The 26,424-nt window shown below is 74.6% G+C and carries 21 protein-coding genes; 8 read left to right on the plus strand and 13 right to left on the minus strand.

From position 1 onward, the window contains the following. Positions 1 to 28: 28 nt before the first annotated feature. The 3 genes from TPA0908_RS31210 to TPA0908_RS31220 all read right to left on the minus strand — a co-directional run bounded on the left by TPA0908_RS31210 (position 29) and on the right by TPA0908_RS31220 (position 4,128). A complete protein-coding gene (locus TPA0908_RS31210) occupies positions 29 to 319 on the minus strand; it encodes a hypothetical protein (protein WP_107157760.1) in 291 nt (96 codons plus the stop codon). 152 nt (positions 320 to 471) lie between these two features. Then, entirely contained in the window at positions 472 to 2,985 is a 2,514-nt protein-coding gene (locus TPA0908_RS31215) for a bifunctional FO biosynthesis protein CofGH (RefSeq protein ID WP_281944062.1), read from the minus strand. A gap of 132 nt (positions 2,986 to 3,117) precedes the next feature. Beyond that, positions 3,118 to 4,128 (minus strand): hypothetical protein, encoded by a 1,011-nt coding sequence (locus TPA0908_RS31220; protein ID WP_281944064.1) that lies wholly within the window; start codon positions 4,126 to 4,128, stop codon positions 3,118 to 3,120. Between the two features lie 99 nt (positions 4,129 to 4,227). Here TPA0908_RS31220 and cofD point away from each other — a divergent pair, with 99 nt between their 5' ends. Together cofD and TPA0908_RS31230 are read left to right on the plus strand one after the other, a co-directional pair. Next, positions 4,228 to 5,229 (plus strand): 2-phospho-L-lactate transferase, encoded by a 1,002-nt coding sequence (gene cofD, locus TPA0908_RS31225; RefSeq protein WP_281944066.1) that lies wholly within the window; start codon positions 4,228 to 4,230, stop codon positions 5,227 to 5,229. After that, entirely contained in the window at positions 5,226 to 6,311 is a 1,086-nt protein-coding gene (locus TPA0908_RS31230; RefSeq protein WP_281944068.1) for a coenzyme F420-0:L-glutamate ligase, read from the plus strand. Before cofD ends, TPA0908_RS31230 begins: the two co-directional genes overlap by 4 nt. A 36-nt stretch (positions 6,312 to 6,347) precedes the next feature. On the opposite strand, the gene TPA0908_RS31235 is transcribed toward TPA0908_RS31230, so the two are convergent. Further along, positions 6,348 to 7,367: an ArsR/SmtB family transcription factor gene (locus TPA0908_RS31235; RefSeq protein ID WP_281944070.1), complete on the minus strand. Its 1,020-nt coding sequence runs from the start codon at positions 7,365 to 7,367 to the stop codon at positions 6,348 to 6,350. A 206-nt stretch (positions 7,368 to 7,573) separates the two neighbouring features. Continuing rightward, positions 7,574 to 8,614 (minus strand): hypothetical protein, encoded by a 1,041-nt coding sequence (locus tag TPA0908_RS31240; RefSeq protein ID WP_281944072.1) that lies wholly within the window; start codon positions 8,612 to 8,614, stop codon positions 7,574 to 7,576. A 39-nt stretch (positions 8,615 to 8,653) separates the two neighbouring features. On the opposite strand from TPA0908_RS31240, the gene TPA0908_RS31245 reads away from it, so the two are divergent. Beyond that, on the plus strand, positions 8,654 to 9,232 hold the full coding sequence (locus TPA0908_RS31245; protein ID WP_374709285.1) for an NUDIX hydrolase: 579 nt from the start codon (positions 8,654 to 8,656) through the stop codon (positions 9,230 to 9,232). Positions 9,233 to 9,257: 25 nt separating this feature from the next. On the opposite strand, the gene TPA0908_RS31250 is transcribed toward TPA0908_RS31245, so the two are convergent. Both TPA0908_RS31250 and TPA0908_RS31255 read right to left on the minus strand, forming a co-directional pair. Further along, a complete protein-coding gene (locus TPA0908_RS31250) occupies positions 9,258 to 10,349 on the minus strand; it encodes a mannose-1-phosphate guanylyltransferase (RefSeq protein ID WP_281944074.1) in 1,092 nt (363 codons plus the stop codon). A 63-nt stretch (positions 10,350 to 10,412) separates the two neighbouring features. After that, positions 10,413 to 11,558: a glycosyltransferase family 4 protein gene (locus tag TPA0908_RS31255; RefSeq protein ID WP_107157768.1), complete on the minus strand. Its 1,146-nt coding sequence runs from the start codon at positions 11,556 to 11,558 to the stop codon at positions 10,413 to 10,415. Between the two features lie 150 nt (positions 11,559 to 11,708). Here TPA0908_RS31255 and TPA0908_RS31260 point away from each other — a divergent pair, with 150 nt between their 5' ends. Beyond that, entirely contained in the window at positions 11,709 to 12,398 is a 690-nt protein-coding gene (locus TPA0908_RS31260; protein WP_281944077.1) for a TIGR03089 family protein, read from the plus strand. Between the two features lie 113 nt (positions 12,399 to 12,511). Here TPA0908_RS31260 and TPA0908_RS31265 read toward each other — a convergent pair whose 3' ends face one another. Next, positions 12,512 to 14,479, minus strand: a complete 1,968-nt coding sequence (locus tag TPA0908_RS31265; protein ID WP_281944079.1) for an acetoacetate--CoA ligase — start codon at positions 14,477 to 14,479, stop codon at positions 12,512 to 12,514. A 181-nt stretch (positions 14,480 to 14,660) separates the two neighbouring features. Beyond that, entirely contained in the window at positions 14,661 to 15,194 is a 534-nt protein-coding gene (locus TPA0908_RS31270) for an acyl-CoA thioesterase (protein ID WP_281944081.1), read from the minus strand. 23 nt (positions 15,195 to 15,217) lie between these two features. Between TPA0908_RS31270 and TPA0908_RS31275 the strand changes: the two genes are divergently transcribed. The 4 genes from TPA0908_RS31275 to TPA0908_RS31290 all read left to right on the plus strand — a co-directional run bounded on the left by TPA0908_RS31275 (position 15,218) and on the right by TPA0908_RS31290 (position 20,041). Further along, the gene (locus TPA0908_RS31275) at positions 15,218 to 15,877 is read left to right on the plus strand and encodes a hypothetical protein (RefSeq protein ID WP_281944083.1); all 660 of its coding nucleotides are present in this window, start codon (positions 15,218 to 15,220) and stop codon (positions 15,875 to 15,877) included. Between the two features lie 137 nt (positions 15,878 to 16,014). Beyond that, positions 16,015 to 16,854 carry a hypothetical protein gene (locus TPA0908_RS31280; protein ID WP_281944085.1) on the plus strand — a complete coding sequence of 280 codons (840 nt, stop codon included), beginning with the start codon at positions 16,015 to 16,017 and terminating at the stop codon, positions 16,852 to 16,854. A 68-nt stretch (positions 16,855 to 16,922) separates the two neighbouring features. Next, complete coding sequence (locus TPA0908_RS31285; RefSeq protein ID WP_281944087.1) at positions 16,923 to 17,780, plus strand: tetraspanin family protein; 858 nt, start codon at positions 16,923 to 16,925, stop codon at positions 17,778 to 17,780. After that, the gene (locus TPA0908_RS31290; protein WP_281944090.1) at positions 17,780 to 20,041 is read left to right on the plus strand and encodes an AAA family ATPase; all 2,262 of its coding nucleotides are present in this window, start codon (positions 17,780 to 17,782) and stop codon (positions 20,039 to 20,041) included. The genes TPA0908_RS31285 and TPA0908_RS31290 overlap by 1 nt, the downstream gene beginning before the upstream one ends. Here TPA0908_RS31290 and TPA0908_RS31295 read toward each other — a convergent pair. From TPA0908_RS31295 to TPA0908_RS31310, 4 genes are read right to left on the minus strand one after another with little or no spacing between them, the layout of a single operon-like run. Further along, positions 19,986 to 21,212, minus strand: coding sequence for a cation:proton antiporter (locus tag TPA0908_RS31295; RefSeq protein WP_281944091.1), 1,227 nt, complete (start codon positions 21,210 to 21,212; stop codon positions 19,986 to 19,988). The genes TPA0908_RS31290 and TPA0908_RS31295 overlap by 56 nt on opposite strands. Continuing rightward, entirely contained in the window at positions 21,209 to 22,228 is a 1,020-nt protein-coding gene (locus TPA0908_RS31300; RefSeq protein ID WP_281944093.1) for a hypothetical protein, read from the minus strand. The genes TPA0908_RS31295 and TPA0908_RS31300 overlap by 4 nt, the downstream gene beginning before the upstream one ends. Beyond that, positions 22,225 to 26,061 carry an FxSxx-COOH system tetratricopeptide repeat protein gene (gene fxsT / locus TPA0908_RS31305; RefSeq protein WP_281944095.1) on the minus strand — a complete coding sequence of 1,279 codons (3,837 nt, stop codon included), beginning with the start codon at positions 26,059 to 26,061 and terminating at the stop codon, positions 22,225 to 22,227. Before fxsT ends, TPA0908_RS31300 begins: the two co-directional genes overlap by 4 nt. Beyond that, on the minus strand, positions 26,058 to 26,303 hold the full coding sequence (locus tag TPA0908_RS31310) for a hypothetical protein (protein ID WP_281944097.1): 246 nt from the start codon (positions 26,301 to 26,303) through the stop codon (positions 26,058 to 26,060). The genes fxsT and TPA0908_RS31310 overlap by 4 nt, the downstream gene beginning before the upstream one ends. Positions 26,304 to 26,424: the final 121 nt, after the last annotated feature.

Raw genomic sequence — 26,424 nt, forward strand, 5'->3', positions numbered from 1 at the left:
CCGGGAGCCCGCGCCGGGAGGAGCGGGGTCAGCGGCGGGCGGCGCGCACCAGACGGTCGGCCAGCCCACGGTCGCGCACCTGGACCCGGGTCGTGCCGACGAAGACGTCCATCGTGCCGGTGGCGGCGTCGCGCAGGTGGACCACGATCGGCTCGTCGCGCCGGCCCGCGGTGGGGGCGTTCTGCGCGGCGGACAGGCCCGGCACGGTGAGCGCCGCCGCGCCCAGCGTGGCGCTCGCGGCGGCGGTCAGCGTCTGCCGGCGGGTCAGCCGCGGCCAGGGCCGCCGCTTCGGCGCGTCGGTGGTCTCGTCAGTGCTCATCGGCAACCTTTCCGCAACCGGCGCCGCAGCGCCGCGGGGACCGGGCACCCGGACGCCGCCGGATCCCCGGGCTGGGGGTCACCGGCGGCGGTCCTCGCCGCAACCGCCGCCGGCACCCACAGGTACGGCGCGGCGCGGCGAAAGGTTCGACGTCAGGCGCGGGCGTTACCGTACGCGGTCGTCCGCTTGCGGAACGGCCGGCCGGCCGCCGTGGCGATCGACCGCAACTGCTCCTCGGTACGGGCCGAACCGTTGCCCGAGCCGGCCATCCGGGAGATGGTCTCCTCCATCAGCGTGCCGCCGAGGTCGTTGCAGCCGCCGCGCAGCATCTCCACCGTGCCGGCGTCGCCGAGCTTCACCCAGGAGCACTGGATGTTGTCGATCCGGCCGTGCAGCAGCAGCCGGGCCATCGCGTGCACCACCCGGTTCTCCCGCCAGGTCGGCCCCGGCCGGGCGATGCCGGCCAGGTAGATCGGCGCGTTGGTGTGCACGAAGGGCAGCGCCACGAACTCGGTGAACCCGCCGGTACGGTCCTGCACGCCGGCCAGCACCCGCAGGTGGGCCAGCCACTGGCCGGGGTGGTCGACGTGCCCGTACATCATCGTGGAGCTGGACCGGATGCCCAGCTCGTGGGCCGTGCTGACCACCTCGACCCAGGCGGCGGCCGGCAGTTTGCCCTTGGTGAGCACCCAGCGCACGTCGTCGTCGAGGATCTCCGCGGCGGTGCCCGGGATGGTGTCCAGCCCGGCCTCGCGCAGCATGCCCAGCCACTCCCGCACCGGCACGCCGGCCTTCGCGGCGGCGGTGACGATCTCCATCGGGGAGAACGCGTGCACGTGCATCCCGGGCACCCGCGCCTTGATCGCGCGGACGATGTCGGCGTAGCCGGTGACCGGCATCTTCGGGTCGATGCCACCCTGGAGGCAGACCTCGGTGGCACCGGCCGTCCACGCCTCCTCGGCCCGGTCGGCGACCTGTTTCAGGGAGAGCCGGAACGCGTCGGCGTCGCTCTCCCGCTGCGCGAACGCACAGAACCGGCAGCCCACGTAGCAGACGTTCGTGAAGTTGATGTTCCGGTTGACCACGTAGGTCACGTCGTCGCCGACCGCGTCCCGGCGCACGTCGTCGGCGGTCCGGCACAACTCGTCCAGCGCCGGGCCGTCCGCGCCGAACAACGCCAGCGCCTGTGCCTCGTGCGCCGGCGTCAGCAGCGCGGCCGGGTCGTCCGCCGCCAGCCGCAGGCCGGCGCGCAGGTCGGCGTCCCCGCCGCCGGTCCCGGGCACCGGGCGGGTGACCTTGTTCGCCACCTCGGACCAGTCGCCGTAGACGCTGTCGAAGTCGCCGCGCCGGTCCTCCGTCCGCCCGGTCACGTCGATGGTGACGTGCAGGTCGGTCCGGCCGCCGAAGACCTCCTCCGGTTCCTGCCAGGGCCGCCCCACCGGGCGGGCCGCCTCGACCGCCAGCCCGGTCGCCGGCTCGGCGAGCGCGGTGACGTGCGGCAGCAGGCGCGGGTCCAGCCACGGCCCGCCGGCCCGCACGTACTCCGGGTAGACGGTCAACCGCTCGCGCAGCGTGAACCCGGCGGCCGCGGTCCGCGCGGCCAGCTCGTCGAGCTGCGGCCAGGGCCGCTCCGGGTTGACGTGGTCCGGCGTCACCGGGGAGACGCCGCCCCAGTCGTCGATGCCGGCGCGCAGCAGCAGGTCGTACTCGCCGGCGATCAGGTTCGGCGGGGCCTGGATGCGCGCCTTCGGGCCGAGCAGCACCCGGGCCACCGCCACGGTCGCGGCCAGGTCGTGCAGCTCCGCGTCCGGCATGCCGCGCATCGCGGTGTCCGGCTTGGCGCGGAAGTTCTGCACGATCACCTCCTGGAGGTGGCCGTACTCCCGCATCGCGCGACGGATCGCGAACAACGCGTCGACCCGCTCGGCCCGGTGCTCGCCGATGCCGATCAGGATGCCGGTGGTGAACGGCACGCCGACCCGACCGGCGTCGTCGAGCACCCGCAGCCGCACCGCGGGTTCCTTGTCCGGCGAGCCGAAGTGCGGGCCGCCCGGCTCCGACCAGAGCCGGGTCGCGGTGGTCTCCAGCATCATGCCCATGCTCGGTGCGACCGGCTTGAGCCGCTGCAACTCCGACCAGGACAGCACGCCCGGGTTCAGGTGCGGCAGCAGGCCGGTCTCCTCCAGCACCGCCACCGCGCAGGCGCGCAGGTAGTCGAGCGTGGAGTCGTAGCCCCGCTCGTCCAGCCACTCGCGGGCCGCCGGCCAGCGCTCCTCCGGCCGGTCGCCGAGCGTGAACAGCGCCTCTTTGCAGCCCTGCGCCGCGCCCTCCCGGGCGATGGCGAGGACCTCGTCGCGCTCCAGGTAGGCGGCGGGCAGCCGGTGCGGCACGGTGGCGAACGTGCAGTAGTGGCAGCGGTCCCGGCAGAGCCGGGTCAGCGGGATGAAGACCTTCTTGGAGTACGTGACCACGCCCGGCCGGCCGGCCTCACGCAGCCCGGCGTCGCGGATCTCCCCGGCGATGCGGAACAGCTCGTCGAGCGCCGCGCCGCGTGCGGTGAGCAGGGCCGCCGCCTCGTCCGCGTCCAACGCCCGACCGGTGGCGGCGCGGCCCAGCGCCCGCCGGACGCTCGCCTCGGTCGGTACGAACTCGCTGCGCTCAACCATCCGCCCAGCCTATGCGCTGCCGACGACGCAAGGCGGGGCCCCCTTTTAACGCCTCGGGTAGAGAAGGGTCCCCTCCTGACACCTCCGGCGGCGCGGCGGCGGGCGATGGGATCCACCGCCCGCCGCCGGGACTCACCGGGGCTGGTTCGGGTCCTCGCGGTCGAAGCGCTGGGTGCGCTCGTCGTCGGCCGGGGACGCCGGCTGGCCCGGCTCGGCGCTCTGGCGCGGGATCGCCTGGGTCGGGTCGGCCGACGGCGGCTGACCGAACGGCGGCGCCGACGGCGCCGAACCGGCCGGCGGGGCGCCGAACTGCGGGGCGCCGGCCTGCGGGGCGCCGAACTGCGGACCCCCCGCCTGCGGGCCGGCCTGGGGCCCACCGAACTGCTGGCCGGCGAACGGCGGGGCCGACTGCGGGGCGTGCGGCGGGGCGGTGTTGAACGGCGGCGCCGACTGCGGCTGGCCGTACGGACCGGCCTGCGGCCAACCGGGCTGCGGGGGCGCGCCCGCCGACGGGTAGCCCGCCGGGGCCTGGCCCGGCTGCGGCGGCACCCCGGCCGGCGGGTAGCCGCCCTGGGCGGGGTAGCCGCCGGGCTGGCCGGGCTGCTGCGGCCAGCCCGGCTGGGCCTGACCGTAGACGCCGGGCTGCGGCTTGGGCTTCGGCACGTAGTAGAGCGTGCGCCAGATCTTGAACACCACGAACCCGGCGATCGCGAAGACGGCCAGCCAGGCCACCCGGGTGAGCAGCCCGAGGAACGCGTCAAGCACCTCGCCGTCGGCGAGCCGGTTCACCAGCCAGATCAGGAACGTCAGCGCACCGAAGACGGCGGAGACGGCGAACTCGATCAACGCCACCTGGGTGATCAGTTTCGCCTTCGGCAGCACCGGACGGATGTGCGTGGCGAGCAGCACGGCCAGCAGCGGCAGGACCGTCGACTCCAGCCCGACGAAGGTGAAGTAGGTGCTGCCGGCCCGACCGCCGAACGTGCTGTAGTCGTCGACCGGCACCAGCAGGCGCAGCAGGCCGACGAAGAGCAATACGGCGTTCGCGCCGAGCAGAACGAGCGCGGCCAGTTCGCGCAGCGGCTTGGTCAGTTGGCTGGCCTGCGCGGCGTCACCGGACGCGGGCTCGGTGGGGCTGGTCACGGACTCCCCCAGGGGACGAAAGCGGACAGTTGGCGACGTGAGCCTAGTCTCTCCGGCCACCGGGCGATCCACGGCGGCACGTGCGGAAGGATGGACGTCATGCGCATCGTGGTACTGACCGGCGGCATCGGGGGCGCCCGGTTCCTGCTCGGCGTCCGGGCGTACGCCCGGGAGACCGGCGCCGACGTGACCGCCGTGGTAAACGTCGGCGACGACCTGCTGCTGCACGGGCTGAAGGTCTGCCCCGACCTGGACAGCGTGCTCTACACGCTGGGCGGCGGCGCCGATCCGGAGCGTGGCTGGGGGCGGGTCGGTGAGACCTGGACGGTGAAGACCGAGCTGGCCGCGTACGGGGCGGAGCCGAGCTGGTTCGGCCTCGGCGACAAGGACCTCGCCACCCACCTGGTGCGCACCTCCATGCTCAACGCCGGTTACCCGCTGTCCCAGGTCACCGAGGCGCTGGCCACCCGCTGGCAGCCCGGCGTACGCCTGCTGCCGGCCACCGACGAGCGGCTGGAGACGCACGCGATCGTGAGCGGGAGGAGTGAGCTTGCGAGCCCCGCAGTCGCGAACAGCGCCGGCACTGTCGCCGACGAGCAGGGGCGACGGGCGGTCCACTTCCAGGAGTGGTGGGTGCGGTACCGGGCCGAGGTGCCGACCGAGCAGTTCGTCTTCGTCGGCGCGGAGGCGGCGAAGCCCGCACCCGGTGTGGTCGAGGCGATCGCCGCCGCGGACGTGGTGCTGATCGCGCCGAGCAATCCGGTGGTCAGCGTCGCCCCGGTGCTGGCCGTGCCCGGTCTGCGCGACGCGGTGGTCGGTGGTCCGGCCCCGGTGATCGGGGTGTCGCCGATCATCGGCGGCGCGCCGGTACGCGGCATGGCCGACCGCTGCCTGGCCGTGCTCGGCGTGGAGTGCAGCGCGGCCGGGGTGGGCGCCCTCTACGGCAGCCGGTCCGGCGGCGGGCTGCTCGACGGCTGGCTGGTCGCCCCGGAGGACGAGGACGCCGTGGTGCCGGGCGTGACCGTCCGCGCCGCGCCGCTGCGGATGACCGACGAGGCGGCGACCGCCGCGATGGTGCGCGCCGCGATGGAGTTGATGTGAGGCTGGAGATCCTGCCGGTGCCGGGCATCGGCCACGTGACCGAGGGCGACGACCTGGCGGCGCTGATCGCCGGCGCGGCACCCTGGCTGCGCGACGGCGACGTGCTGGTGGTCACCAGCAAGATCGTGTCGAAGGCGGAGGGCCGGCTGGTCGACGTGCCCGCCGACGGTCCGGAGCGCCTCGCCGCGCGGGACCGGGTGCTGGCCGCCGAGACCGCCCGGGTGGTCGCCACCCGGGGCGCTACCCGGATCGTGCAGACCCACCACGGCTTCGTGATGGCCTCCGCCGGCATCGACGCGTCCAACGTGGACAAGACCCGCCTGGTGCTGCTGCCGGTCGACCCGGACGCGTCCGCCCGGGCGTTGCGGGCCGCGCTGCGCGAGCGGCACGGTCTGGACGTCGCGGTCATCGTCAGCGACACCATGGGCCGCCCGTGGCGCAACGGCCTGACCGACGTGGCGCTCGGCGTGGCCGGCATCCCGGCGATCCGCGACCACCGGGGCGAGGTCGACCCGTACGGCAACGAACTCCAGCTCACCCAGATGGCGGTGGTCGACGAACTGGCCGCCGCCGGTGAGCTGATCAAGGGCAAGTGCGACCAGGTGCCCGTCGCCGTGGTCCGCGGTTACCTCGGCACGACCCGGGACGACGACGAGGGCGCCCGCGCGCTGGTGCGGGACGCCTCGCTGGACCTCTTCTCGCTGGGCACCGCCGAGGCGCACGCCGCCGGCCTCCGGGCGGCGGCCACGCTCCCCGACGGGACCGGCCCGACGCCCCCCGACCCGGCCGCGGTGGACCGGGCGATCGCCGCGGTCGCCGACGTGGTCGCCCCGGGCACCGTGTTCACCCACGTCACCGACGACGAGGTACGCGCCGGGTTCGCCGCCACGGTGCCCGACTGGCCGGCCACCGCCACCGGTCTACTGCTCGGCGCGGCGCCGACGCCTGTCGACCGGCCGGACCTGGTCCGGTTCGGCGCGGACCTGCAACGCCTACGCACCGCGCTGGCCGCCGAGGGCATCGGGTCGGTGCTGCTGCCACCGCCGGCGGGCAGCACCGCCAGCGCCACGCTGGCACTCTGACCGCCCCGGCGCGGTCAGGCGTCGAGGACGGCGCGGTCAGGCGTCGAGGACGGCGCGACCCAGCGGGGTCAGCGTGTGCAGCACGGTGTTGCGGTCCCGGTGGCTGACCAGCAGCCCGGCGTTGCGCAGCACGGTGGTGTGCTGACTGGCCGCGGCGGCGGAGATACGCAGCCGCCGGGCCATCTCGCCGGTGGTGCAGCCCTCGTCGGCGACCTGGAGCACCGCCGCGCGGGTGCGGCCGAGCAGCGCGGCGAGCGCCTCGCTCTGCCCGGCGCCGAGGCCGGGCGTGAGGCCGCCGAGCCGGTCGACCGGGTAGACCAGCACCGGGGGCAACGTCGGATCGACAAGCGCCACCGGAGTGCGGGAACAAAAGAAGGACGGGACGAGCAGCAGCCCCCGGCCGTCCAGGTGCAGCTCCCGGCTGTCCGGGTAGTCGAGCACCTCGAGCACCCCGCCGCCCCACCGCATGGCGGGTCGCAGGCTGGCGAGCAACCCCTCGGCGCCACCGTCGAGCATGGCTCGGGCACGGCGGGCCCGGTCCGCCTCGACGGCGGCCTGGACCCGGGCCCAGTAGGGCGTGACGGCCAGGGACTGGTAGCGCGCCATGGCGTCGGTGAGGTTCTGCAACACCTCGGGTTCGCCCCGGGCGAGCGTGGTCGCCGAGGGCGGCAGCGGGGTCTCCGGGGCCAGCATGGTCAGGTCACGGCGCAGCATGCCGCGCGGGGTGCCGCGGACCGCCTCCAACCCCGCTTCGATGCCGTCCTTGCTGGCGGACGGCGTGAGGAAGTCGGGAAAGTAGCCGCGCGGTGGATTGAGCGCGAGGAGCAACCGGTAGCGCTCGGCGCTGTTGTCGGCCCGCAGCCCCTGCGCGACGGCGCGCCGCCAGGTGGTCATCATGGGGTCACGGCCGCGCCCCTGAAGCAGGTGCAGGCTGAGGACCAGTTCCCAGAGCGGGTCCGCGGCCGGGGCGACCCGGGTCCGCAGAATGTCCTCACTCGAGAAAATAATCTTCAGCATGGAGAGCGCTCCCGGGTGGACGGCGGAGGTGCCCGCCACCCCTGGCACTTTACCCGCCGGCAGTAATCTCCATCTTTAAGCGTGACGTGAAAAACCTCGACGGTAGGGCGGCCGGTTCGGCAGACTCTTCCTTGCCCGCCGACGCCGGGGCGCAGTGTCGACCCGGGCGCCGGCTGACGGGCGTGGCCGGACGGCACCACGAGGGTCTGCGGATTCGTTCCGCAGGGGTGCCGTCCGGCCCTCGCTCATCCGATCCAGAGCGCCACCCGGTGGTCCTCGTCGGTCACGTAATAGCAGCGTCCCGCCTCTTCCGCCAGCCCTTCCACGTGATGGAACGGGGCCAGCTCCGCCACCAGCTCCGCGCCCACCCGGGCGTCGTCCGCGGCACAGTGGCGGAACCGCACGTGGCGGGACGTCACCCTCCCGCCGTGCGGGTGGTCGTCGAGCAGCACCGAACCCTTGCCCAGCGCGTCGATCGACCCGATCACCGCCGCGTAGCCGCCGTCGTCTGTCGGCGTGATCGCGCGGAAGCCGGCCAGCGCGCCGGCCGGCGTCACCCCGGTCAGCGCGTACGCCCCGAGCGCCCGGGGCCAGCTCGGCGCGGTCCGGTCGAACATCCCCGCCACCCCGGCCAGCTCCACGTAGATCGGCTCACCGGCGGCGGTCACCGGGAAACGCAGCCCGAGCAGCGCCGTCCCGGCCGGCGTGAACGCCGCCGCCTCCACGTTCAGCGGCAGGTCGTCCTCGGCCAGCCGACTCACCCAGCCCTTGGCCCGGGCGGTGCCCCGCGCCACGGTCTCCGTCACGAACCGCTGCCGGACCCGCTCGCCCGGCGGCAGCGTGGCCAGCGGCGCGGCGACGAGCGCGTCGTTGATCGCCCGGTGCAGCCGGAACCGGTTGCGTACCACGTGCACGGCGAGCGGCCCGGACACCGCGTCGTCCTCCCGGAACCGGGCCACGAACGCGCGCCGGGGCCGCAACGGCCCGGCCTTGGACCCGAAGTGCGAGCCGAAGACGTACACCCAGCCGTCGTGGTGGGCGAGCGCCTCGCCGTCCTCGGTGCGGCCGTTCTCCGGGCCCGCGTCGGCGGGCACGTGGTGCGCCACCCACTCACCGTCGTCGCGTTCCAGCAGCAGCGCCAGGCACTGCTCGACCGGCCCCTCGTCCAGCACGGTCCAGAAGCCGCGCCGCGCGCCGTACGCCCGCAGCAGCGTCGGCGAACGGACCGGCAGCAGGTCGCTTGCCTCGTTGCCGGCCACCAGGAACTCGACGAGTCGAAGGGTCACCGGGTCAGGGTACGGAGGCCGCGCTCGTACAGTGTCCGGGTGCCCGACACCGATCACACCGCGTACGCCGACCTGCACGCCGACGCCACGACGACGCTGAGCCGATGGACGGCGACCAGCCCGGCCGCCGCCGCCAACCGGGACCGGACGCTGGCGCTGCTGGCCGCCGGGCCGGTGGCGATGAGCCGCGCGCACCGACCCGGGCACGTCACCGCCAGCGCGTTGGTCCTCGACCCGACCGGCGCCCGGGTGCTGCTCTGCCTGCACGGCAGGTTCCGCAAGTGGGTGCAGCTCGGCGGGCACTGCGAGCCCGGCGACCGGACGCTGGCGGCGGCGGCGCTGCGCGAGGCGACCGAGGAGTCCGGGATCACCGGCCTGACCCTGGACCCGGAACCGATCGACGTGGACGTCCACCCGGTCGCCTGCCAGGGCGGCTCCCTGCACTACGACGTCCGGTACGCCGTGTTCGCCCCGGCCGGCGCGGTCGAACGGGTCAGCGACGAGTCCGAGGCGCTGGGCTGGTTCCCACCGGACCGGCTGCCGGAACCGCTGGCCGGCGGGACCGCCCAACTGGTGGCGCCGGCGCTCGCGGCGCTGGCCCGTCGCGCCACCGGGTGACGGGACGGGCCGGCGGCGCGGCGGCTCAGACCAGGCCCTCCTCGCCGCGCTCCTTGAGCTGGTCGACGATCTTCTTCACGTCCTGTGCCCGGTCCCGGGGGCAGACCAGCAGCGCGTCCGGGGTGTCCACCACGATCAGGTCACGCACGCCGACGGTGGCGACCAGACGGCCGGAGTGCGGCACCACCACGGTGCCGGTGGTGTCGTGCAGCAGCACGCCCGGCTTCGCGTCCCCGCCGAGCACCACGTTGCCGGCGGCGTCGGTCGGCAACACCTCGCTGAGCGTGTGGAAGTCACCGACGTCGTTCCAGCCGAAGTCGCCGGGCACGGTCGCCACCCGGCCGGCGGTCGCCGCGCCCTCCATCACCGCGTAGTCGACCGAGATCTTCGGAAGCGTCGGCCAGACCGTGCCGAGCACGTCGTCCTGCTCGGGGTTGCCCCAGGCCGCCGCGATCGCGGTGATCCCGGCGTGCAGCGCCGGCTGCTGGCGGGCCAGCTCGGCCAGGAAGACGTCCACCCGCCAGACGAACATGCCGGCGTTCCAGAGGTGCCGGCCGGAACGGAGGTACCCCTCGGCCACCTCGGCCGCGGGCTTCTCCTTGAACTCGTGCACCGGGCGCAGCGGCCCGGCGCCGACCGGGTCACCGGTCTCCAGGTAGCCGTAGCCGGTCTCCGGGCGGGTCGGGGTGATGCCCACCGTCATCAGCAACCCCTGCTCGGCCCCGTGGATCGCCTGCCGCACCACCTCGGCCCAGCCGGCCGGGTCGGCGATCAGGTGGTCGGCGGCGAACGCGCCCATCACCGCGTCCGGGGCGCGGCCGGCGATCACCGCGGCGGCCAGCGCGATGGCCGCGCAGGAGTCCCGTGGCGACGGCTCGACCAGGATGTTCTCCTCCGGCAGGCCAGCCAGTTGCCGGGCCACCGCCGCGGCGTGCGCGGCCCCGGTGACCACCAGTGTGCGTTCCGGTGTGGTCAGCGGCCCCAACCGGCCCACCGTGGCCTGCAACAGCGAGGCGGAGGTGCCGGTCAGCGGGTGGAGGAACTTGGGATGGCCGGCGCGGGACAGCGGCCACAACCTTGTGCCGCTGCCGCCCGCCGGGATGACGGCGTAGAACATCAGCACATCATGCCCGAAGCGGGCGAGCCGCCACGGCGGACGAGGCGGCGCGCCGCCCGCCGGTCAGGCGCGGGCCCGCCGCCAGGCGGCGATGTGCACCTCGGCGCTGGACTCCCAGGTGAACTCCTTGGCCCGGTCGAAGCCGGCCTTGGCCAGCGACAGCCGCCGCTGCTCGTCGTCCAGCAGGGCACCCAGGTCGGCGGCGATCTGATCCGGGTCCTCGCTGGTGTACGCCACCGCGTCGCCGCCCACCTCGGGCAGGGAGAGCCGCGGCGTGGTGAGCACCGGCGCGGCGCACGCCATCGCCTCCAGGATCGGCAGCCCGAAGCCCTCGCCGTAGGACGGGTAGGCGGCCACCAGGGCGCCGCCGAGGAAGCCCGGCAGGTCGGCGTAGCGCAGGTAGCCGGGGCGCAGCAGCCGTAGGTGCGACGGGACCTCGGCGACCGCGCGGTCGATGTCGTCGTCGTGCCCCTGGCCGCCGGCCACCACCAGCACCGGCGGGTTCGGCCGGTCGGCCACCGCCCGGGCCCAACCGCGGATCAGGTTGGGCACGTTCTTGCGCGGCTCCTTGGCGCCGAGGAACGCGATGTAGCTGTTGTCACCGAGACCCAACCGGGCCCGGACCCGGGCCTTCTCCTCGTCGCCCGGCGCGTGGAAGGCGGCCTGGTCGACACCGTGGTAGGCGACGTCGATCCGGGTCGGGTCGGCGTCCAGCAGCCGGATCAACTCGTCCCGGGTGGCCTTGCTCGGCACGATCACCCGGGCGGCGCGACGCAGCGAGGTCTTGATCGCGCTGCGGAAGAACGTCCGGCGCGACTTGTCGTAGTGCTCCGGCTCGGTGAAGAACGTCGCGTCGTGCACGGTGACCGTCACCGGACACCCGGCCCGAAGCGGACAGGTGTAGAACGGCGAGTGCAGCACCTCCGCGCCGACCTGCTGGGCCAGCAGCGGCAGGCCGGTCTGCTCCCAGGCGAGCCGCGCGGGCCGGTGCGCCACCGCCGCCGGCGCCGGGACGATCTCGGCCCCGGGCAGCATCCGGGTGTAGCGCTCCAGGTCGGTGCGGAGACTCACCACCGCCAGGTCGACGCCGTCGCCGCAGACCCGGCCGAGCGCGCCGAGCAGGCCGTCGACGTATCGACCGACGCCGCCGCGATCGGCGGGGACACTCGTGGCGTCGATGAGAACGCGGGGCGGGCGACCGGCGGTCACGGGGCGACTCCTCAGGTGGCACGGTTGTGGGGAAGAACACTGTCGGCAAGCCTACGCCGCGCGGGCCGTCCGACGCTGACTGCGACCCGACGGTACGCCGACTTGTCGTCGTCATCGAGTACGCGGTTCGGGCGCGTATCGTTCGCTCCGATGGCCGACAACATTGCCCGCGTCTTCGCCGACGCGACCGCGTCCGACCCCACCCGACCGCTGCTGACCTGGTACGACGACGCCACCGGCGAACGCACCGAGCTGTCCGGCGCGACGCTGGCGAACTGGGTGGCCAAGACCGCCAACCTGCTCGTGGACGAGGTCGGCACCGCACCGGACGAGATGGCCGGCGTGTTGCTGCCGCCGCACTGGCAGACCGCCGCGGTGCTGCTCGGCTGCTGGTCGGCGGCGTTGACCGTGGTCGACGCGCCGGGTCCGGTGGAGGTGCTGTTCACCGCCGTCGACCGGGTCGACGAGGCGGCCCGCTGGCCGGCCGGCGAGCGTTACGCGCTGGCGCTGGACCCGTTCGCGCTGCCGATGCGGCAGGTGCCGGCCGGCTGCACCGACTTCGTGTCGGCGGTACGCGGGCACGGCGACCACTTCACCGCGTACCCCTCGGGTGGCGCGGGGGACGCGGCGCTGCTGGCCCGCGCGGAGGCCCGCGCCACGGAGCTGGGCCTCGCCCCCGGCGACCGCCTGCTGGTCGACGTGACCCGGCATCCCGACCCGGTCGACTGGCTGCTGGCCCCGCTGACGGCAGGCGCCACGGTGGTCGCCTGCGCCCACCCCACCCCGACCCACCTGCCCGCCCGCGCCGAGACGGAACGAACCACCCACACCCTCCCCTGACCCCACCCCACCTCGTCGATCTTGCAGTTGCCGCCCCTGGGTTGAGGCATTCACCCCTTTTTGCCAGGGCAACAAGTGCAAGATCGACGAGGTGGGGTGGGGGCGGGGTGGGGTCAGGAGGCGCGCTGTTGGGCCAGGGCGGCGAAGGCCGTCAGGGACTCGGGGTTGGCCAGGGCGCCCTTGGCCGCCGCCGCGTCGACCGGGGTGCCGGTGAGGATCTTCTTGACCGGGACCTCCAGCTTCTTCGCGCTCAGCGTGCGCGGGACCGCGCGGACCTGGTGGATCTCGTCCGGCACGTGCCGGGGCGACAGGGCGGTCCGCAGCTCGCGGCAGATCTTCCTCCGCATGTCGTCGTCCAGCTCCAGGCCGTCGGCGAGCACCACGAACAGCAGCAGCTCCCCGGCGCCGCCCTCGTCGTCCTCCAGGTGCACCACCACCGAGTCGACCACCTCGTCGAGCCCCTCCACCACGGAGTAGAACTCGGCCGTGCCGAGGCGCACGCCGCCCCGGTTCAGCGTGGCGTCCGAGCGGCCGGTGATGACGCAGCCGCCGCGTTCGTTCACCGTGATCCAGTCGCCGTGCCGCCACACCCCCGGATAGACCTCGAAGTACGCCTCGCGGTAGCGGGCGCCGTCCGGGTCGTTCCAGAACCCGACCGGCATGCTCGGCATCGGCTCGGTGATCACCAGCTCGCCGAGCTGGCCGACCACCGCCGACCCGTCGGCGGACCGGGCCTCCACCTTCGCGCCGAGCGCCCGGCAGGCGATCTCACCGGCGTGCACCGGCAGCAGCGGCACGCCGCCGACGAACCCGGTGCAGACGTCCGTGCCGCCGGAGAGCGACTGGAGCTGGAGGTGGTCGCTGACGTTCTCGTACACCCAGGTGAAGCCCTCGGCGGGCAGCGGCGCGCCGGTCGAGCCGAGGCCGCGCAGCGCGGACAGGTCGGCGATCTCCTGCGGCACCAGCCCGGCCTTGCGGGAGGCCAGCAGGAACGGGGCCGAGGTGCCGAAGTAGGTGGTGCCGGTCTCCGCCGCCAGCCGCCACAGCGCGCCCAGGTCCGGATGGCCCGGATTGCCGTCGAACAACACGATCGCCGCGCCCACCGCCGGCCCGGAGACCAGGAAGTTCCACATCATCCAGCCGGTGGTGGTGAACCAGAAGAACCGGTCGGACGGGCCCAGGTCGTGGTGCAGCGCCAGCATCTTCAGGTGTTCCAGCAGGATGCCGCCGTGGCCGTGCACGATCGGCTTCGGCAGGCCGGTGGTGCCGGAGGAGTACAGCACGTACAGCGGGTGGTCGAAGGCGACCGGGGCGAAGGCCAGCGGCTCGTCGGTCTCCGCCGCCAGCTCCGCCCAGGTCATCGCGCCGTCCGGGGCCGGGCCGGCCGGATCGAGGTACCCGACGGCGACGGTGTGCCGCAACGACGGCAACGCGGCCCGGATCGCGGCCACCTCGGCGCGCCTGTCGATCGGCTTGTCGCCGTACCGGTAGCCGTCCACCGCGACCAGCACCGTGGGCTCGATCTGCTGCCAGCGGTCGGTGACGCTGCGGGTGCCGAACTCCGGCGCGCAGGAGGAGAAGATCGCGCCCAGGCTGGCGGTGGCGAGCAGCAGGACGTACGTCTCCGGGATGTTCGGCGCGTACGCGGCCACCCGGTCGCCGGGGCCGACGCCGAGCCGGCGCAGGCCGGCGGCCACCCGGCGGACCCGCTCGCGGAGCTGCGCCGCGGTGAGCGTCTCCGGGGCGCGGGTCTGTCCGTGCGCGATGACCGCCGGGTCGTCGTCGCCGAGCCCCGGCATGCGCAGCACGTTCTCCGCGTAGTTGAGCGTCGCGCCGGGGAACCAGCGGGCGCCGGGCATGGACCTCCCGGCCAGTGTTGCGGTCGGGGGCGTGTGTGCAAGCACGCCGAAGTAGTCCCAGATCGAGGACCAGAACCCGGTCAGATCGGTCACCGACCACTGCCACAGCGCGTCGTAGTCGGCGAACTCCAGCCCGCGGTGCTCGGCCAGCCAGCGCAGGTAGTCACCGATCCGGGACCGCTCGCGCACGTCGGCCGGGGGCGTCCACAGCACGTCAGACACGTTCCACCCTCCCCTGGGGCCCGGCACGACACTGTGCATGGGCCGTGGCGCCATCTTGCCCTACCTCGTACCGCCATTCTCCGCACCCGGTGCCGCCCACGGGGCGTGCCCACCCCACACCCCGCACCCCCACCCCATGTGGATCGCGCGGCAAGCGGGGGCGTTTCCTCTACCGGAGGCGTTAGGCGGGGGCCCCTCCTTTCACCTCGCGGTGGAGTTGGATGGCGCGCCGACGGGCCAGCCGGTGGGCGCGCCGGATCTCCGCCTCCCGGAAGCGGCGCTCGTCGTCGGGCGTCTCGGGCAGCACCGGGCGGACCGGGCGGGGCGCGCCGCCGACGTCCACACCCACGAAGACCAGGTACGCGGTGGCGACCCGGACCGGCTCGTCCTCGGCCGAGTCCCAGCGTTCGGCGACCACCCGCACCCCCACCTCCATCGAGGTGCTGCCGGTCCAGTTGACCTGGGCGTGGGCGTGCACGAGGTCACCCACCCGGACCGGCTCGGAGAAGACGATCTCGTCGATGGAGGCGGTGACCGCGGTGCCGCCGCTGTGCCGGGCCGCCGCCGCGCCGGCCACGTCGTCGACGAACTTCATCAGTACCCCACCGTGCACGGTCCCGTACAGATTGACATCGACGGCGGTCATGATGCGACTCAGCGTGACGCGGGAGTACGAGGTCGGCTTACCCGACGGGACCGCGGGATGATCTGTCATGCCGGAAACGGTACGGTGCGCGGATGCGACATCTCTGGAGCTTCCTCGCCGGGTTGGTGGTGGCACCCGTCACCTGGGTGCTCGTCACCCTCGGTCAGGACGGATCTGGGCGGACCGTCAACCGCTGGGTGGAGATCGGTACGTACAGCACCCCCAACCTGATCGAACCGGCCGTCTACCTGGGCGTCGCCGGCATCCTGCTCGGCCTGCTCGGCACGCTGCGTTTCTCGCCGCTCGGCCCGCTGGTGGCGGGGCTGCTGCTCGCGGCCCCGTACGTGGGGCTGTTCGTCGCGCCCTTCACCGTGCGGGACCGGATCCCCGGCGACCTGAAGCTGCTCGGCGACCCGCTGCCGCTGCGCCAGCCGCTGGACAACGGCACGCTGTTCCTCATCGGCCTGCTACTGCTGATGGCCGTGTTCAGCGGTGGACGCTGGCGTCGCCGGCCCGCGCCGGAGGGAGCCGGGGCGGAGCTGACCCCGGCCGGCACTCCGGCCGAGCCCGAGCCCGCGCTCACCGGCTGGTCCGCGCCGGGCCCGGCGAAGGACCCGGACACCGCCCCGCTCACGCTGGCCTATCCCGAATCCCCCACCGAACCTCTGCCCCGCCGCACCGGCGGCGAGTCACCCTGGTCGGCGCCACCGCGCGCCGGCACCCGCCCGGACAGCCCCGACGACCTCCGCTGACCACCCCGGGGTGGGCCGCCGGTCCCCGGTCGGCCCACCCCCTCCGGGGCCGCCGACGCATCGGCCGAGTCGGATCTCGGACCCCGACCGCGGTACCCACGCACGAGTGACTGTCACTACAGTCAGCCGTTATGCCGATGCCTTCCGTCAGGACGCGACGGGCCGTCGGCGTGGCCACCGTCGTCCTGGCGTCGGCGCTCCTGGTCACCGGCGTCCGCCTGGCCACCCGGGGTGATCCCCCGGTCGACGACGCCACCCGGGTCTGGTGCCTGTCGGCGGCCCACCGTCCGGGCCTGGTGGACGCCGCCCGCGCGCTCGGCCTCGCCACCCCCGGCCCGGCCGCGGGGCAACTGAGCTGGTCCGGCCGCCAGGGCAGCCCGGAGCAGTGGCAGGCCGACCGGCGGGCCGACTTCGACCGCACCTGCCGGGCGCTGACGGCCGCCGCCCGGTTGGACCGGGCCGGCGCCGGCACGCCGCCGCCGTCGCCCTGGGCCACCCTCCTCCCGTCGATCCTGCTGGCCGCCGCCAGCGCCACGCTGGCCGGCTGGTTCAGCCGCCGGTCGGCCACCGCCGGCACCCGGCGGACGGAGGCGGACGCGCTGCGCGCGGCGACCCGGGAGTACGCGCTGGCCGTCGAGTCCCTGCTGTCGCACGTGGAACGGGTCACCCCGGGCCCGTTCCCGGGGGTGGACGATCTCCGGGCCCGGCGCCGGGAGCTGGCCAGCCGACTGCACACGGTGACCGGCGCGCATCCGCGTTGGCGGCTGGCCCGCCGGCTGGGTGACACGCTCGACTCGTCCGCGGGCCCGCTGCACGACGTGCCGCGCGGCGGCGCGGCGGACGATCCCCGGCGCGCCGACTGGGTGCGCGGGCAACGCACGGAACTGAGCCGGCTGGAGGCGCAGGTGGAGCAGGTGGCCCAGGCGGTGGAGAATCCCGGGCTGGTCCCGGGCCGCACCCCGGCGGCCGTACGGTGAACCCCCAGCCGCCCGACGCGCCGCCGCCGGCGCCGGGTCATCCGCCGAACCCGTTCGCGGTGCCCAGGTTGGGCAGCACCGACCCGCTCAACCCGCTCTGGTACGCCGAACACGTCAACTACTACGTCCCGGTGGACAACACCGAGGCGTCCTTCGAGCAGTGTCAGGGCCGGTTCGCCGACGTCGCCCACCTGCACCACGAGGGGCGGCTGGTGCTGGTCCGGGGCGAGCGGGGGTGCGGGAAGACCGCGCTGGTCAACCGCTGCGCGCACTGGCTGCGCGATCGGCTCGGCCGGGACGGGCTGCGGGCGGAGGTGGTCAACCTGCGCCAGGAGGCCCACGAGAACGACCCGATCCCCACCCGGCGGGAGCACACCTGCCGGGCGCTGCTCGACAAGCTGAACGAGCTGCAACTGCTGCGCCACAACCTGGCGTACGAGATGCGCGACCGGCCCGACGACGCGTACCGCAACCTGCCCGGCTGCCTGGACACCGACCAGGCGCTGATCGTGCTGCTGCCGCCGGTGGAGCTGATCGAGGAGCTGCACTACTACGCCGCGCGGGCGCCCCGGCGGATGGTCTTCTTCGCCGAGACCACCAGCGCGCTGGACCGCCGGGACCGGGACGTGCTGGGTCGCAACACCGTCCACCTGGAGGTCGACGGCTTCGACCACCGGCACGCGGCCCGTTTCGCCGCCGACCGGCTCGGCCGGCTGACACCCGGGCTGCTGCCTCCGCTGGCGGATACCGCACTGGAGGAGTACATAGACGACGGCAGATTGGCAACGATCCGCGAGATGCAATGGTTACTCTTCGGCGTTTACGAGACACTACGTGTGCAAGATGAGCGACCCAACCAGGTGACCTGGCAGGATCTGGCCCGACACTTCATGAGAGAAGCCCGCCGCCTCAGGGAGCAGCCTTGATGGACGCGTACGACCCGGCCCCGATCGGCGAGGCGAACCCCTATCCGTCGAGCGCCGTGGCGCAGGTCGCCGACACCGGGTCGACCGTCTACACCATTCCCACCGCGGCGGTCCGCCGGGCCACCGACGCGATGAACGGCTACCTCGACGCGCTGCACGACGCTCCGCAGACGCCGGCCGGTCGGGTGGTCGCCGTGGTGGGCGACTACGGCACCGGCAAGACCCACCTGGCGTCCTACCTGGTCCGACACGCCACCGAGCGCCTCGACGGCGACCTCCAGTCGATCTACCTGACCGCCCCGCCGGACACGTTCGTCTCGCTGTACCGGACCTTCGCCGACAAGCTCGCCGACCGCCGGGAGGTGGTGCACCGGCGCGTCCGCGGCCTGTACGCCGACATCCTCGCCGTCGAGCTGCGCCGGTCCCGGGTCACCGAACCCCTGGCCGAGCAACTGCTCGCCGGCACCCTGGACCCGGTCGCCGTGGTGGACACGTTCAACATGATGGAGAGCCAACTGCTCGGGCAGTTGCGCGACCGGCTGCGGAAGGTCACCGAGAACGCCGAGTTCGCCCGCGCGCTGACGCTGCTGCTGCGCGGCGGGTTCGAGGACCCGGTCTGGGAGTGGATCGCCGGTCGGCCGCCGGCCGACGTGCTCCGCGAGCGGGGGATCACCGGCACGCTCACCGGCAGCGAGGCCACCGCGCTCCAGGCGATGGGCGTCTTCGCGCTGCTGATCGGCTACGGCCCGAACCCGTTCGTCCTGGTCATCGACGAGTTGGACCAGCTGCTCACCGCCGCCGGCCGGCGGGAGGACGAAGCCCTCGACGCGTTCAAGGAGATGCTGCGGGTCTTCGCCGCCTCCAACACGTTCCTCCTGCTCGCCGGGCTGCCCGACCTGCTCAGCACGCTGCGCCGCGACGTGCGGGACCGCAGCGGCGAGCAGATCACGATGACCCCGCTCAGCCCGGCCGACGTGCTCGACTACGTGCTGCGGCGGCAGCGGGGCCGGCTGGAGCCGTTCAGCGAGGCGACCGTCGGGCAGCTCGTCGAGCTGGCCAACGGCGTCCCCCGGGGCATCATCTCGCTCTGTCACCGGCTCTGGCGCCGGGCCCGCGACCAGGGCGGCCAGGTCACCGCCGGCATGGTCCGGGAGGCCGCCCGCGAACTGTACGGGGGCGTCGGCGCGCAGAACATCCTGGCCGAGATCCGGCGGGTGCTGGTGAGCACCGGGCACGAGAACTCCCGGCCGGACTTCTTCCCCATCGACGACCCGGACAGCCGCATCGACTACTGGATCCCGGCCGGTCGCGACGACGCCGGCTGCGGCATCCTGGTCTCCGGTCCGCTGCTGGAGGAGAGCGACGCCGCCCGGGTGGAGACCCGGGCCCGGATCAGCCACGCGTACCGCGACTGCGAACTGCTGCTCGTCGTGCTGGAGCCGGTGCCCGAGCGCTTCCTCCCCCGGATCCGCGAGGCCGTCGGCCGGGAGCCGCTGCTCTACCGCCCCCGGTCGTTCGCCGACCAGCTCGCCGCCGAGGTGACGTCGATGACCGGGCGGATCGAGGAGCGTTACCCGGCCGACGGGGCGCTGGTGCCGTTGGCGCCGCACATGGCCCGGCTGGATCGCCGCCAGTCGGCCACCCAGCACCTGCTCGGCCTGCTCAACGGTTCGCTCAGCGACCTGCGGGCCCAGAACGACGAGCACCTGGCGGCCATCCGCCGGGAGCTGCGCGAGCTGCAACGCTGGCCGGTCCCGCCCGGCGACCGCCGAAACGGCGACGACCTCGCCGACCTGCCGACGTCGGTGACCGAGCTGTTCGACCGCGCCTTCGCCGTGGTGGACCTGCGGACGCCGGTCGGCGTGCTGTTCCGGCGGGCGTTCGTCGAGGACGAGGGCGGCCGGGGCGCGCGGCAGGCGGTCCGGGCCCGGGTCCGGACCCCGGAGGTCCAGTCGGCGGTCGGCGTCGCCACGCTGCTGAACGCGCTCGTCGAGGCGTTCGGGCTGGCCGTGGCGGAGTGGTACCGTGCGGCCCGCCAGCGCCCCGGCGGTCCCGCCCCCTTCCAGTGGGACCGGCTGAACGAGATGTGCCAGATCTTCGACGCCGTGCACGAATACCTGCCCGTGCGGCAGCTCCGCGGCGCGCGGGACCTCGTGGACGACGACGTCCGCCGGTCGGAGACGGCGAGCGACGTGCTGACCGACTTCAGTGCGCGGGTGCGTCGGGAGCTGGTGACCGCCCTGACCGACGACGCGGCCTGACCGCCGGCGCCGGCCCGGCCGGGGCCGTCCCCGGACCACCCCGGCCGGACGCCTCACGCAGGCCGTTCGTCAACGCGTGCACCAGGTTGACGACGAGGATCGCCGGCGCCACCACGGCGACCGTGCCGACGAACTGCCGTTCCAGCACCAGCGCCAGGATGACGGCGGTGATGCCGTTCTGCTGGCCGAGCAGCACGTCGAGGCGGTCGGCGGCGGGGAGCCGGGCACCGATCACGGACGCCACCACCACGTGCGCCGCCACGGCGGCCAGCCCCAGCACCACGCCCGGTACCGGGTCCACGCCACCGACCAGCACCAGCCCGAGCGCGAACGTGGCGGCCAGGAACGCCCAGCGGGTCAGCAGGTCGAGCGCCGGCCCGATCGGCGGGCGGTAGAACAGCCCGGCCACGGCGAGCCCGAGCAGCAGGAACTGGGTGACCGCCAGCGTCGCGAGCCCGAGCAGGACCACGAGCTGACCGACGGTCACCGCCCGGCCGACCCACCGGGCGCGGGTGACCGCCCGCCGGTGCAGGGCCCGCGTACCCCACCAGGCCACCGCGGCCACGGCGGCGAGCAGCGCGTTCCGCACCAGGGAGAGCGTGAACCCACCCAGCTCCGCCGTCGTCGGGCCGGCCGGATCGCCGGGCAGCGCGGGGACCACCCAGGCGGCGGCGTACACGGTCAGCAGCACGGTGACCGGGTCGTCGAACGACGCCCACGCGGACAGGATCGACTGCGCCTGCCCGGACATCCGGGAGCGCAGCCGGGTCGCCGCGAACGACAACGGGTCGATCTGGGCGACCGCCACCCCGAGGACCAGGAACGCCGGCCGACCGAACGCGAGGTACATCACCGCCGAGATCAGCGCCGCCTTGACCAGCACGCCGACGGTGACCGCCAGCAGCACCAGCCGCAGGTTCCGCCGGGCCGCCGCGAGGTCGATGCCGTGGGTGCTGGCGAACAGGCCGACCGCCAGCAGCGCGGTGGCCACCGTCAGGTAACCGGCTGACCGGTGGACGTCGGTCCAGCCCCGCCCGGCCGCCAACGCCCAACCGGCGGTGGCGACCAGCACGAACAGCGCGGTGCGGCGCAGCGACGGCAGCACCGCCTCGACCACCCGGGCCCGGCGGTCGGCGGGAGCCGGCCCCGCCCCGCCCGGCGGCGCGCTCACCCGGCCAGCTCGGCGCCGAACACCGCCGCCTTCTCGTCCCCCTCCGCCACCCGGTCCTGGTCGAGCGTGACGGCGAGCAGGTAGCGGTCCAGCCCCACCGGATAGCAGTAGAACGCGCCCTGCTCGACGTCGAGCACCAGCCGGCGCACCCGGGAGCCGATCGCCGGGTGCGCGGACCGCACCACGGCGCGCAGCAGCTCGTCCACCCGCTGGGCGAGGTGGCCGTAGAAGGCCCGCCGCCGGGCCGGGGACGCGTCCGCGAAGAAGTCGCCCAGCCGCGGGTCGTCGAGCACGTCCGCGGTGGCCTCCAGCCGGCCCGGTCGGCACACCGCCACGTAGTGCAGGCCCTCGGCGTGAACCTGCCCGGCGCAGCGGGCCGCCAACCCGGCGTACGACTCGTCGCGTACCCAGGTCCGGGGCCGGGCCTCGACGGCGGGCGAACCGGACGGGCCGGGCGGTCCCGACGCGGTGCTGACCGGGGTGAGCCAGCCGCCGTAGTTGGTGGGCTGCTCGCCGACGGCCGTGTGCTCCGCGTTGGCCAGCCGGGACAGGCCGATGTCGGCGGCCCGGATCGTCGGCTGTCGGGGCGGCGGCTCGTCCGCCGGATCCTCCACCCGGACCACACCGACGAGGTGCTGTTCCCGGCTCAGTTGCAGGGCGAAGAGCGCGCCCCGCGCGGTGTGCAGCACCACCCGGATCAGGTCGCCGCTGCGCGCCGGGCGCAACACCCCGCCCAGGGTGGTCATCGCGTGCACCACGTCCCGGTCGACGAGCTGCCGCTCGTCGGCGTCCAGCTCGTGGGCGCCGGCCACCGGCGCCGGGGCGTCCAGGGCGAAGTCGCAGACCCCGGTGCGGTACCGGGCGAGGTGGAGCATCCCGGGCAGGCTCCGCATCAGCCGCTCGCACGCGTCCACCATGGCCGGCCGCTCCCGGACGTGGTCGGCGAGCATCACGTCGATCCGTCCGTCGACGCCGGACGGCCCGGCGGCCTCGTCGGCGGGGATGGGGGCGCTCATGTCGCCGGGACCTCCATGTCGACGAAGTCGAGCTTCGCGGGGCCGTACGGGATGCCACCGCTGATCTCGCCGTCGGTCACCAACGCGGCCAGGAGCCGCCGGGTGGCGCGCAGGTACGGATGTTGGAGCCCGAGGAAGTGGCGGCCCTCGTCGAGGACACCGCGCAGCAACCGCTCCGCCTCGGTGGTCCGCTGCGCCGCCGCCAGGCTGCCGGCCAGGTTGACCTGACCGCCGAGCGTCCACGGGTGCGACTCGCCGAGGGTGGCCGCCAGTCCGGTGGCGGCCTGACGCCCGGCGGACACCGCCTCTTCGAGGTCGCCGACGCCGCGCAGCAGCACCCCGCGCAGGCTCAGGCAGACCTGGGTGAACGGATGCTCGGGCGGGAGGTCGCGCCGGTAGCCGGCCAGGCTCTCGTCCGCCAGCCGCACCGCGTGTTCGCTCTCCCCGCCGAGGTGGTAGTCGACGGCGAGACTGAGCCGGCAGGACTGGGTACGCGGATTGTCCTCGCTGAGCAGCCGTCGCAACGCCAGGTAGGCGCGGCTGTTCAGTTCCTTGGCCCGGGTGAGCTCCTCCTGCCGGCGGGCGATGACCGCCAGGTGGCGGATGATCCGCAGCAGCAGCGTGTCCTCCTCGCCGTTGCGGCCGGCCGGCAACCGCTCCTGGTACGCCTCCTGGAGCAGCTTCCGCGCGCTGGCGAGGTCGCCCAGGTCACCCAGGTAGCGACCGAGGTCGCTGGCGAGCTCCAGGGTGTCGGGATGGTCGTCGGCGAAGAGCCGTCGGCGGCGGGCCAGCGTCTCCCGGGCCACCCGGACCGCCTCGTCGGTGCGCCCGGCCAGGTAGTACGACTGGGCCAGGTTGTGCGCCGCGACCAGCGTCTCCGGGTGGGAGTTGCCGAACTGGTCCCGGAAGCCCCGCCAGGTGGCCTGGTCCTCGATGAGCGCCGGCCGGAACCGGCCGAGCCCGCGCAGGTCACCGGCGAGACCCCGGCGGGTGACGAGGACCCGCGGATGGTCGTGACCGAGCAGGACCGTGCTCTCCCGCAGCACCTGCCGGCTCAGCGTCAACGACTCGTCGCTGTGGCCCAGGGACCGGGTGACGTCGGCGAGGCGGGTCGCCAACCGCAGCGTGATCCGGTCCTGCCAGCCGTACGCGGCCAGCCAGCGGTCCAGCACCGGCCGCCAGAGCCGGTGCGCCTCGGCGGCCTCGTCCTCGCCCCGGGCGATGAGGTGTTCGAGCTGCTCGACCACCAGCCGGCGGACGTCGTCCGGGCCGTCCGCGTCCAGTGCGCCGGAGCTGAGCAGGTGCTGGTGCAGCTCGTGCCGCAGCGCGGAGGCCGCCGCGATGGTCCGGGGCGCCGCCCCGGCCAGGGCGAGCAGGAACCGCCTGCGGCGCGCGGCGTGCTTCCCGGCGGTCATGTCGGCCAGCACGGTGGCCTGCACGGCGGGGTGCATCCGGACCGTCCCGTCGCGGCCCCAGGCGACGTCGAACAGCCGGAACCGCATCCCCAGCGCCAGCGCCCGGTCCATCTCCCACCCGTCGGCGCGCAGCAGGGCCGCGTCCTCGTCGGTCAGGTCGGCGGCGACCTGCCCGCGCATCCGCCGGGACTGGACCAGCGCGAGCGACATGCCGATCGGCGCGGCGAAGGCGTACATCTCCGTCAGCATCACCGCGACCCGGCCGCTGAACTCCTCGTCCATCAGCCGCAACGCCACCCGGACGATCCGCCGGGTGGGGGACGCCCCGTCGCCGGTGGGCCGGATCGCCTCCAGGAAGGCCGGCACCGCCGCGTCCGGGCCACGCGACCCGGTGACCGCCTCCCGCTTGTCGAGCAGGATGCCGGCCTGGCCCAGCAGCCCCGACGCCAGCCGCAGGTCCAGCGGGAACGTGCCCACCGCGTCGACGACCGCGGCGGCCGGGGCGGCGGACAACCCGGGCACCTGCCGGATGAGCAGCCCGGTCGCGTCGTCGCGGCGCAGCCCGTCGACGGCCACCGAGGGGCCGTAGACCGGCTGGTCCCCGGTGCCGCCGGTGACCACGACGTGCCCGCGGCCGGAGGGCAGCAGCCCGACCAGGTCCGCCGGGTCACCGACCCCGTCGTAGACCAGCAGCCACTGGTCGCCGCGCTTGCGCAGCTCGGCAAGCATCTCGTGGACGGCGTTGCCGCTCGGCTCGACCCCGAGCGCGTCGGCGAGCGCCGCGAGCGCGGTACGCACCGCGTGCCGGCTGCCCGCCGGGATCCAGACGACCAGGCGGTAGTCGCGGTGGAACCGGGCCACGTACTCGCGGGCCAGCGTGCTCTTGCCGGCGGCCAGCGGGCCGCGTACCCACACCGGTTGGCCGCCCGGGTTCGCCAGCAGCGCGTCGCGCAGCTCGCTCAGCTCCCGGTCCCGGCCGACGAACAGCCGCGGCCGGTCGGGCAGGCCGAACGTCTTGCGGGACTGGTCGTCCCGGCCCGGGAAGCCCACCCGCCAGGGCCGGTCCAGCGGCGAGGGCTTGAGCGCGGCCAGGCCCAGCGCGGCGCGCAGGCGTCGGCGTGCCTCCGGCTCGTCGCAGTCGAAGAGGTCCACCGGTCGACCGGCCGGGGGTGGACCGGCCGGGACGGTACGCAGCACCAGCAGCTCCGTGCCGGGCCGCGCCGCCACCTCCCCGGTCAGCGCGTCGAGCCACGCCTCGTCGTCGTCCTCGACGCCGGGCCCGCCCGCCCGGTGCGCGGTGGGGTCCGGGGCGACCGCCAGCACGGTGGCCGGCCCGTCGGGGGCCGGACCGCGTGGGCGCCAGGGCCGGACCCGGATGTCGAGTTCGGTCAGCTCGGCGCTCAGCCAGTCGGCCCACGGCCGCTGTCGTTCCGGGGTGGCCACGAACAGCTCGCCGCCGTTCTCGGCGAGCGGCCGGCTGAGCCCGAACCGGTAGCGCGCCCGGACCGGCTCCGCCTCCGGCTCGGCCCGGTCCAGCTCACCCTGCGTCAGCAGGCTCAGCAACTGGCCGTACGCCGCCAGCACCGACGCGCGGTGCGGGGACTCCTCCAGCAGCGGGGCGAGCGGCTGGCCCTCCGGGCCGCCGGGGAGGGCGACCTGCCAGAAGTCGACGCCCACCGCCGGCTCGTCCAGGGCGCCGCGGAAGCTCGACGCCACCTCGTCGGCGTGCCGGCGGGCGGCCACCGCGTCGGCGGGGGCCGACTGCGTGGTGGCGGCGATGATCCGGATTCCGGCGGGAGCGCCGCGGTGCACCTGGCGGGCCACGGCGGCGGCGTCGGCGAGCCGGGGCGCCCGGTAGGGGAAGCAGACGACGAGCGCGTCGCAGAGGACGGCCAGCCACTGGGCGACCGTCTCGGAGAAGTCGGCGGGGTCGAGCAGGACGTCGTCGTACTCGATGAACCGCAACTGCCGGCGCAGTTCACTGCGGATCGTGCCGCCCAGCCCACCGCCGATCTCGGTCACCGGCGGCCAGGTCGCCGACTCGGGCACCCACACCACGTCGAGGTGACCGGCGGGGGCGGCGTAGCGCCGCAGGGTGGGCTGCCCGGTGGTGAACCCGGGCAGCGCGAACATCAGGTCGGTCAGCCCGCGCGGCAGGTGGTCGGTGAGGGGCGACTCCCCGCTGTAGAAGGGGCTGAGGTGCTCGTGCACCCGGACCGCCCCCCGGCCGGCGTCCACCACGAGCACCCGGCGGCCGGCGCGCGCCAGCAGCCAGGCCACGTTGCTTGTCACGTTGGTGCGCCCGGTCAGGCTCTCCGCGGCGACGAAGGCGGTCACCCTGGTCTCGGTCGCCCCCGGCTCGGGCCGGGACGCGGACGTGCCGCGCGCCGGGGCGTCCGGAAACCCGTCGATCGTCATGCCGTCCCCCCGTCGGACCCGGTGTCGGACGTCGTCCACCACCGCCGCGCGCCCGGATTGTCGGCCTGGTTGCCGAACCAGAGGAACTCGGCGGTCGGGTCGCCGCTCTCGTCGATCAGCCGCCGCAGGGACCGGTGCAACTGCCGGCGCGGGATGGCGTCGAGGTCGGCCGGGTCGAGTTCCGCCACATCGAGCAGTTGGGATATCAGTGGCCGGTCGCCACCGCTCACCCGTTCCGACATCTCCGGCCCAACCTTCGATCCATCGACACCACCACTCCGCACGGCACAGCCAGCGTTCCGGCAGTAACATATCGTAGCCTTCATCGATGTCCACCGTCGTCGCGGTGGGCCGCCGACTGGT

This window comes from Micromonospora sp. AKA38, assembly GCF_027925725.1.
Lineage (GTDB): Bacteria > Actinomycetota > Actinomycetes > Mycobacteriales > Micromonosporaceae > Micromonospora.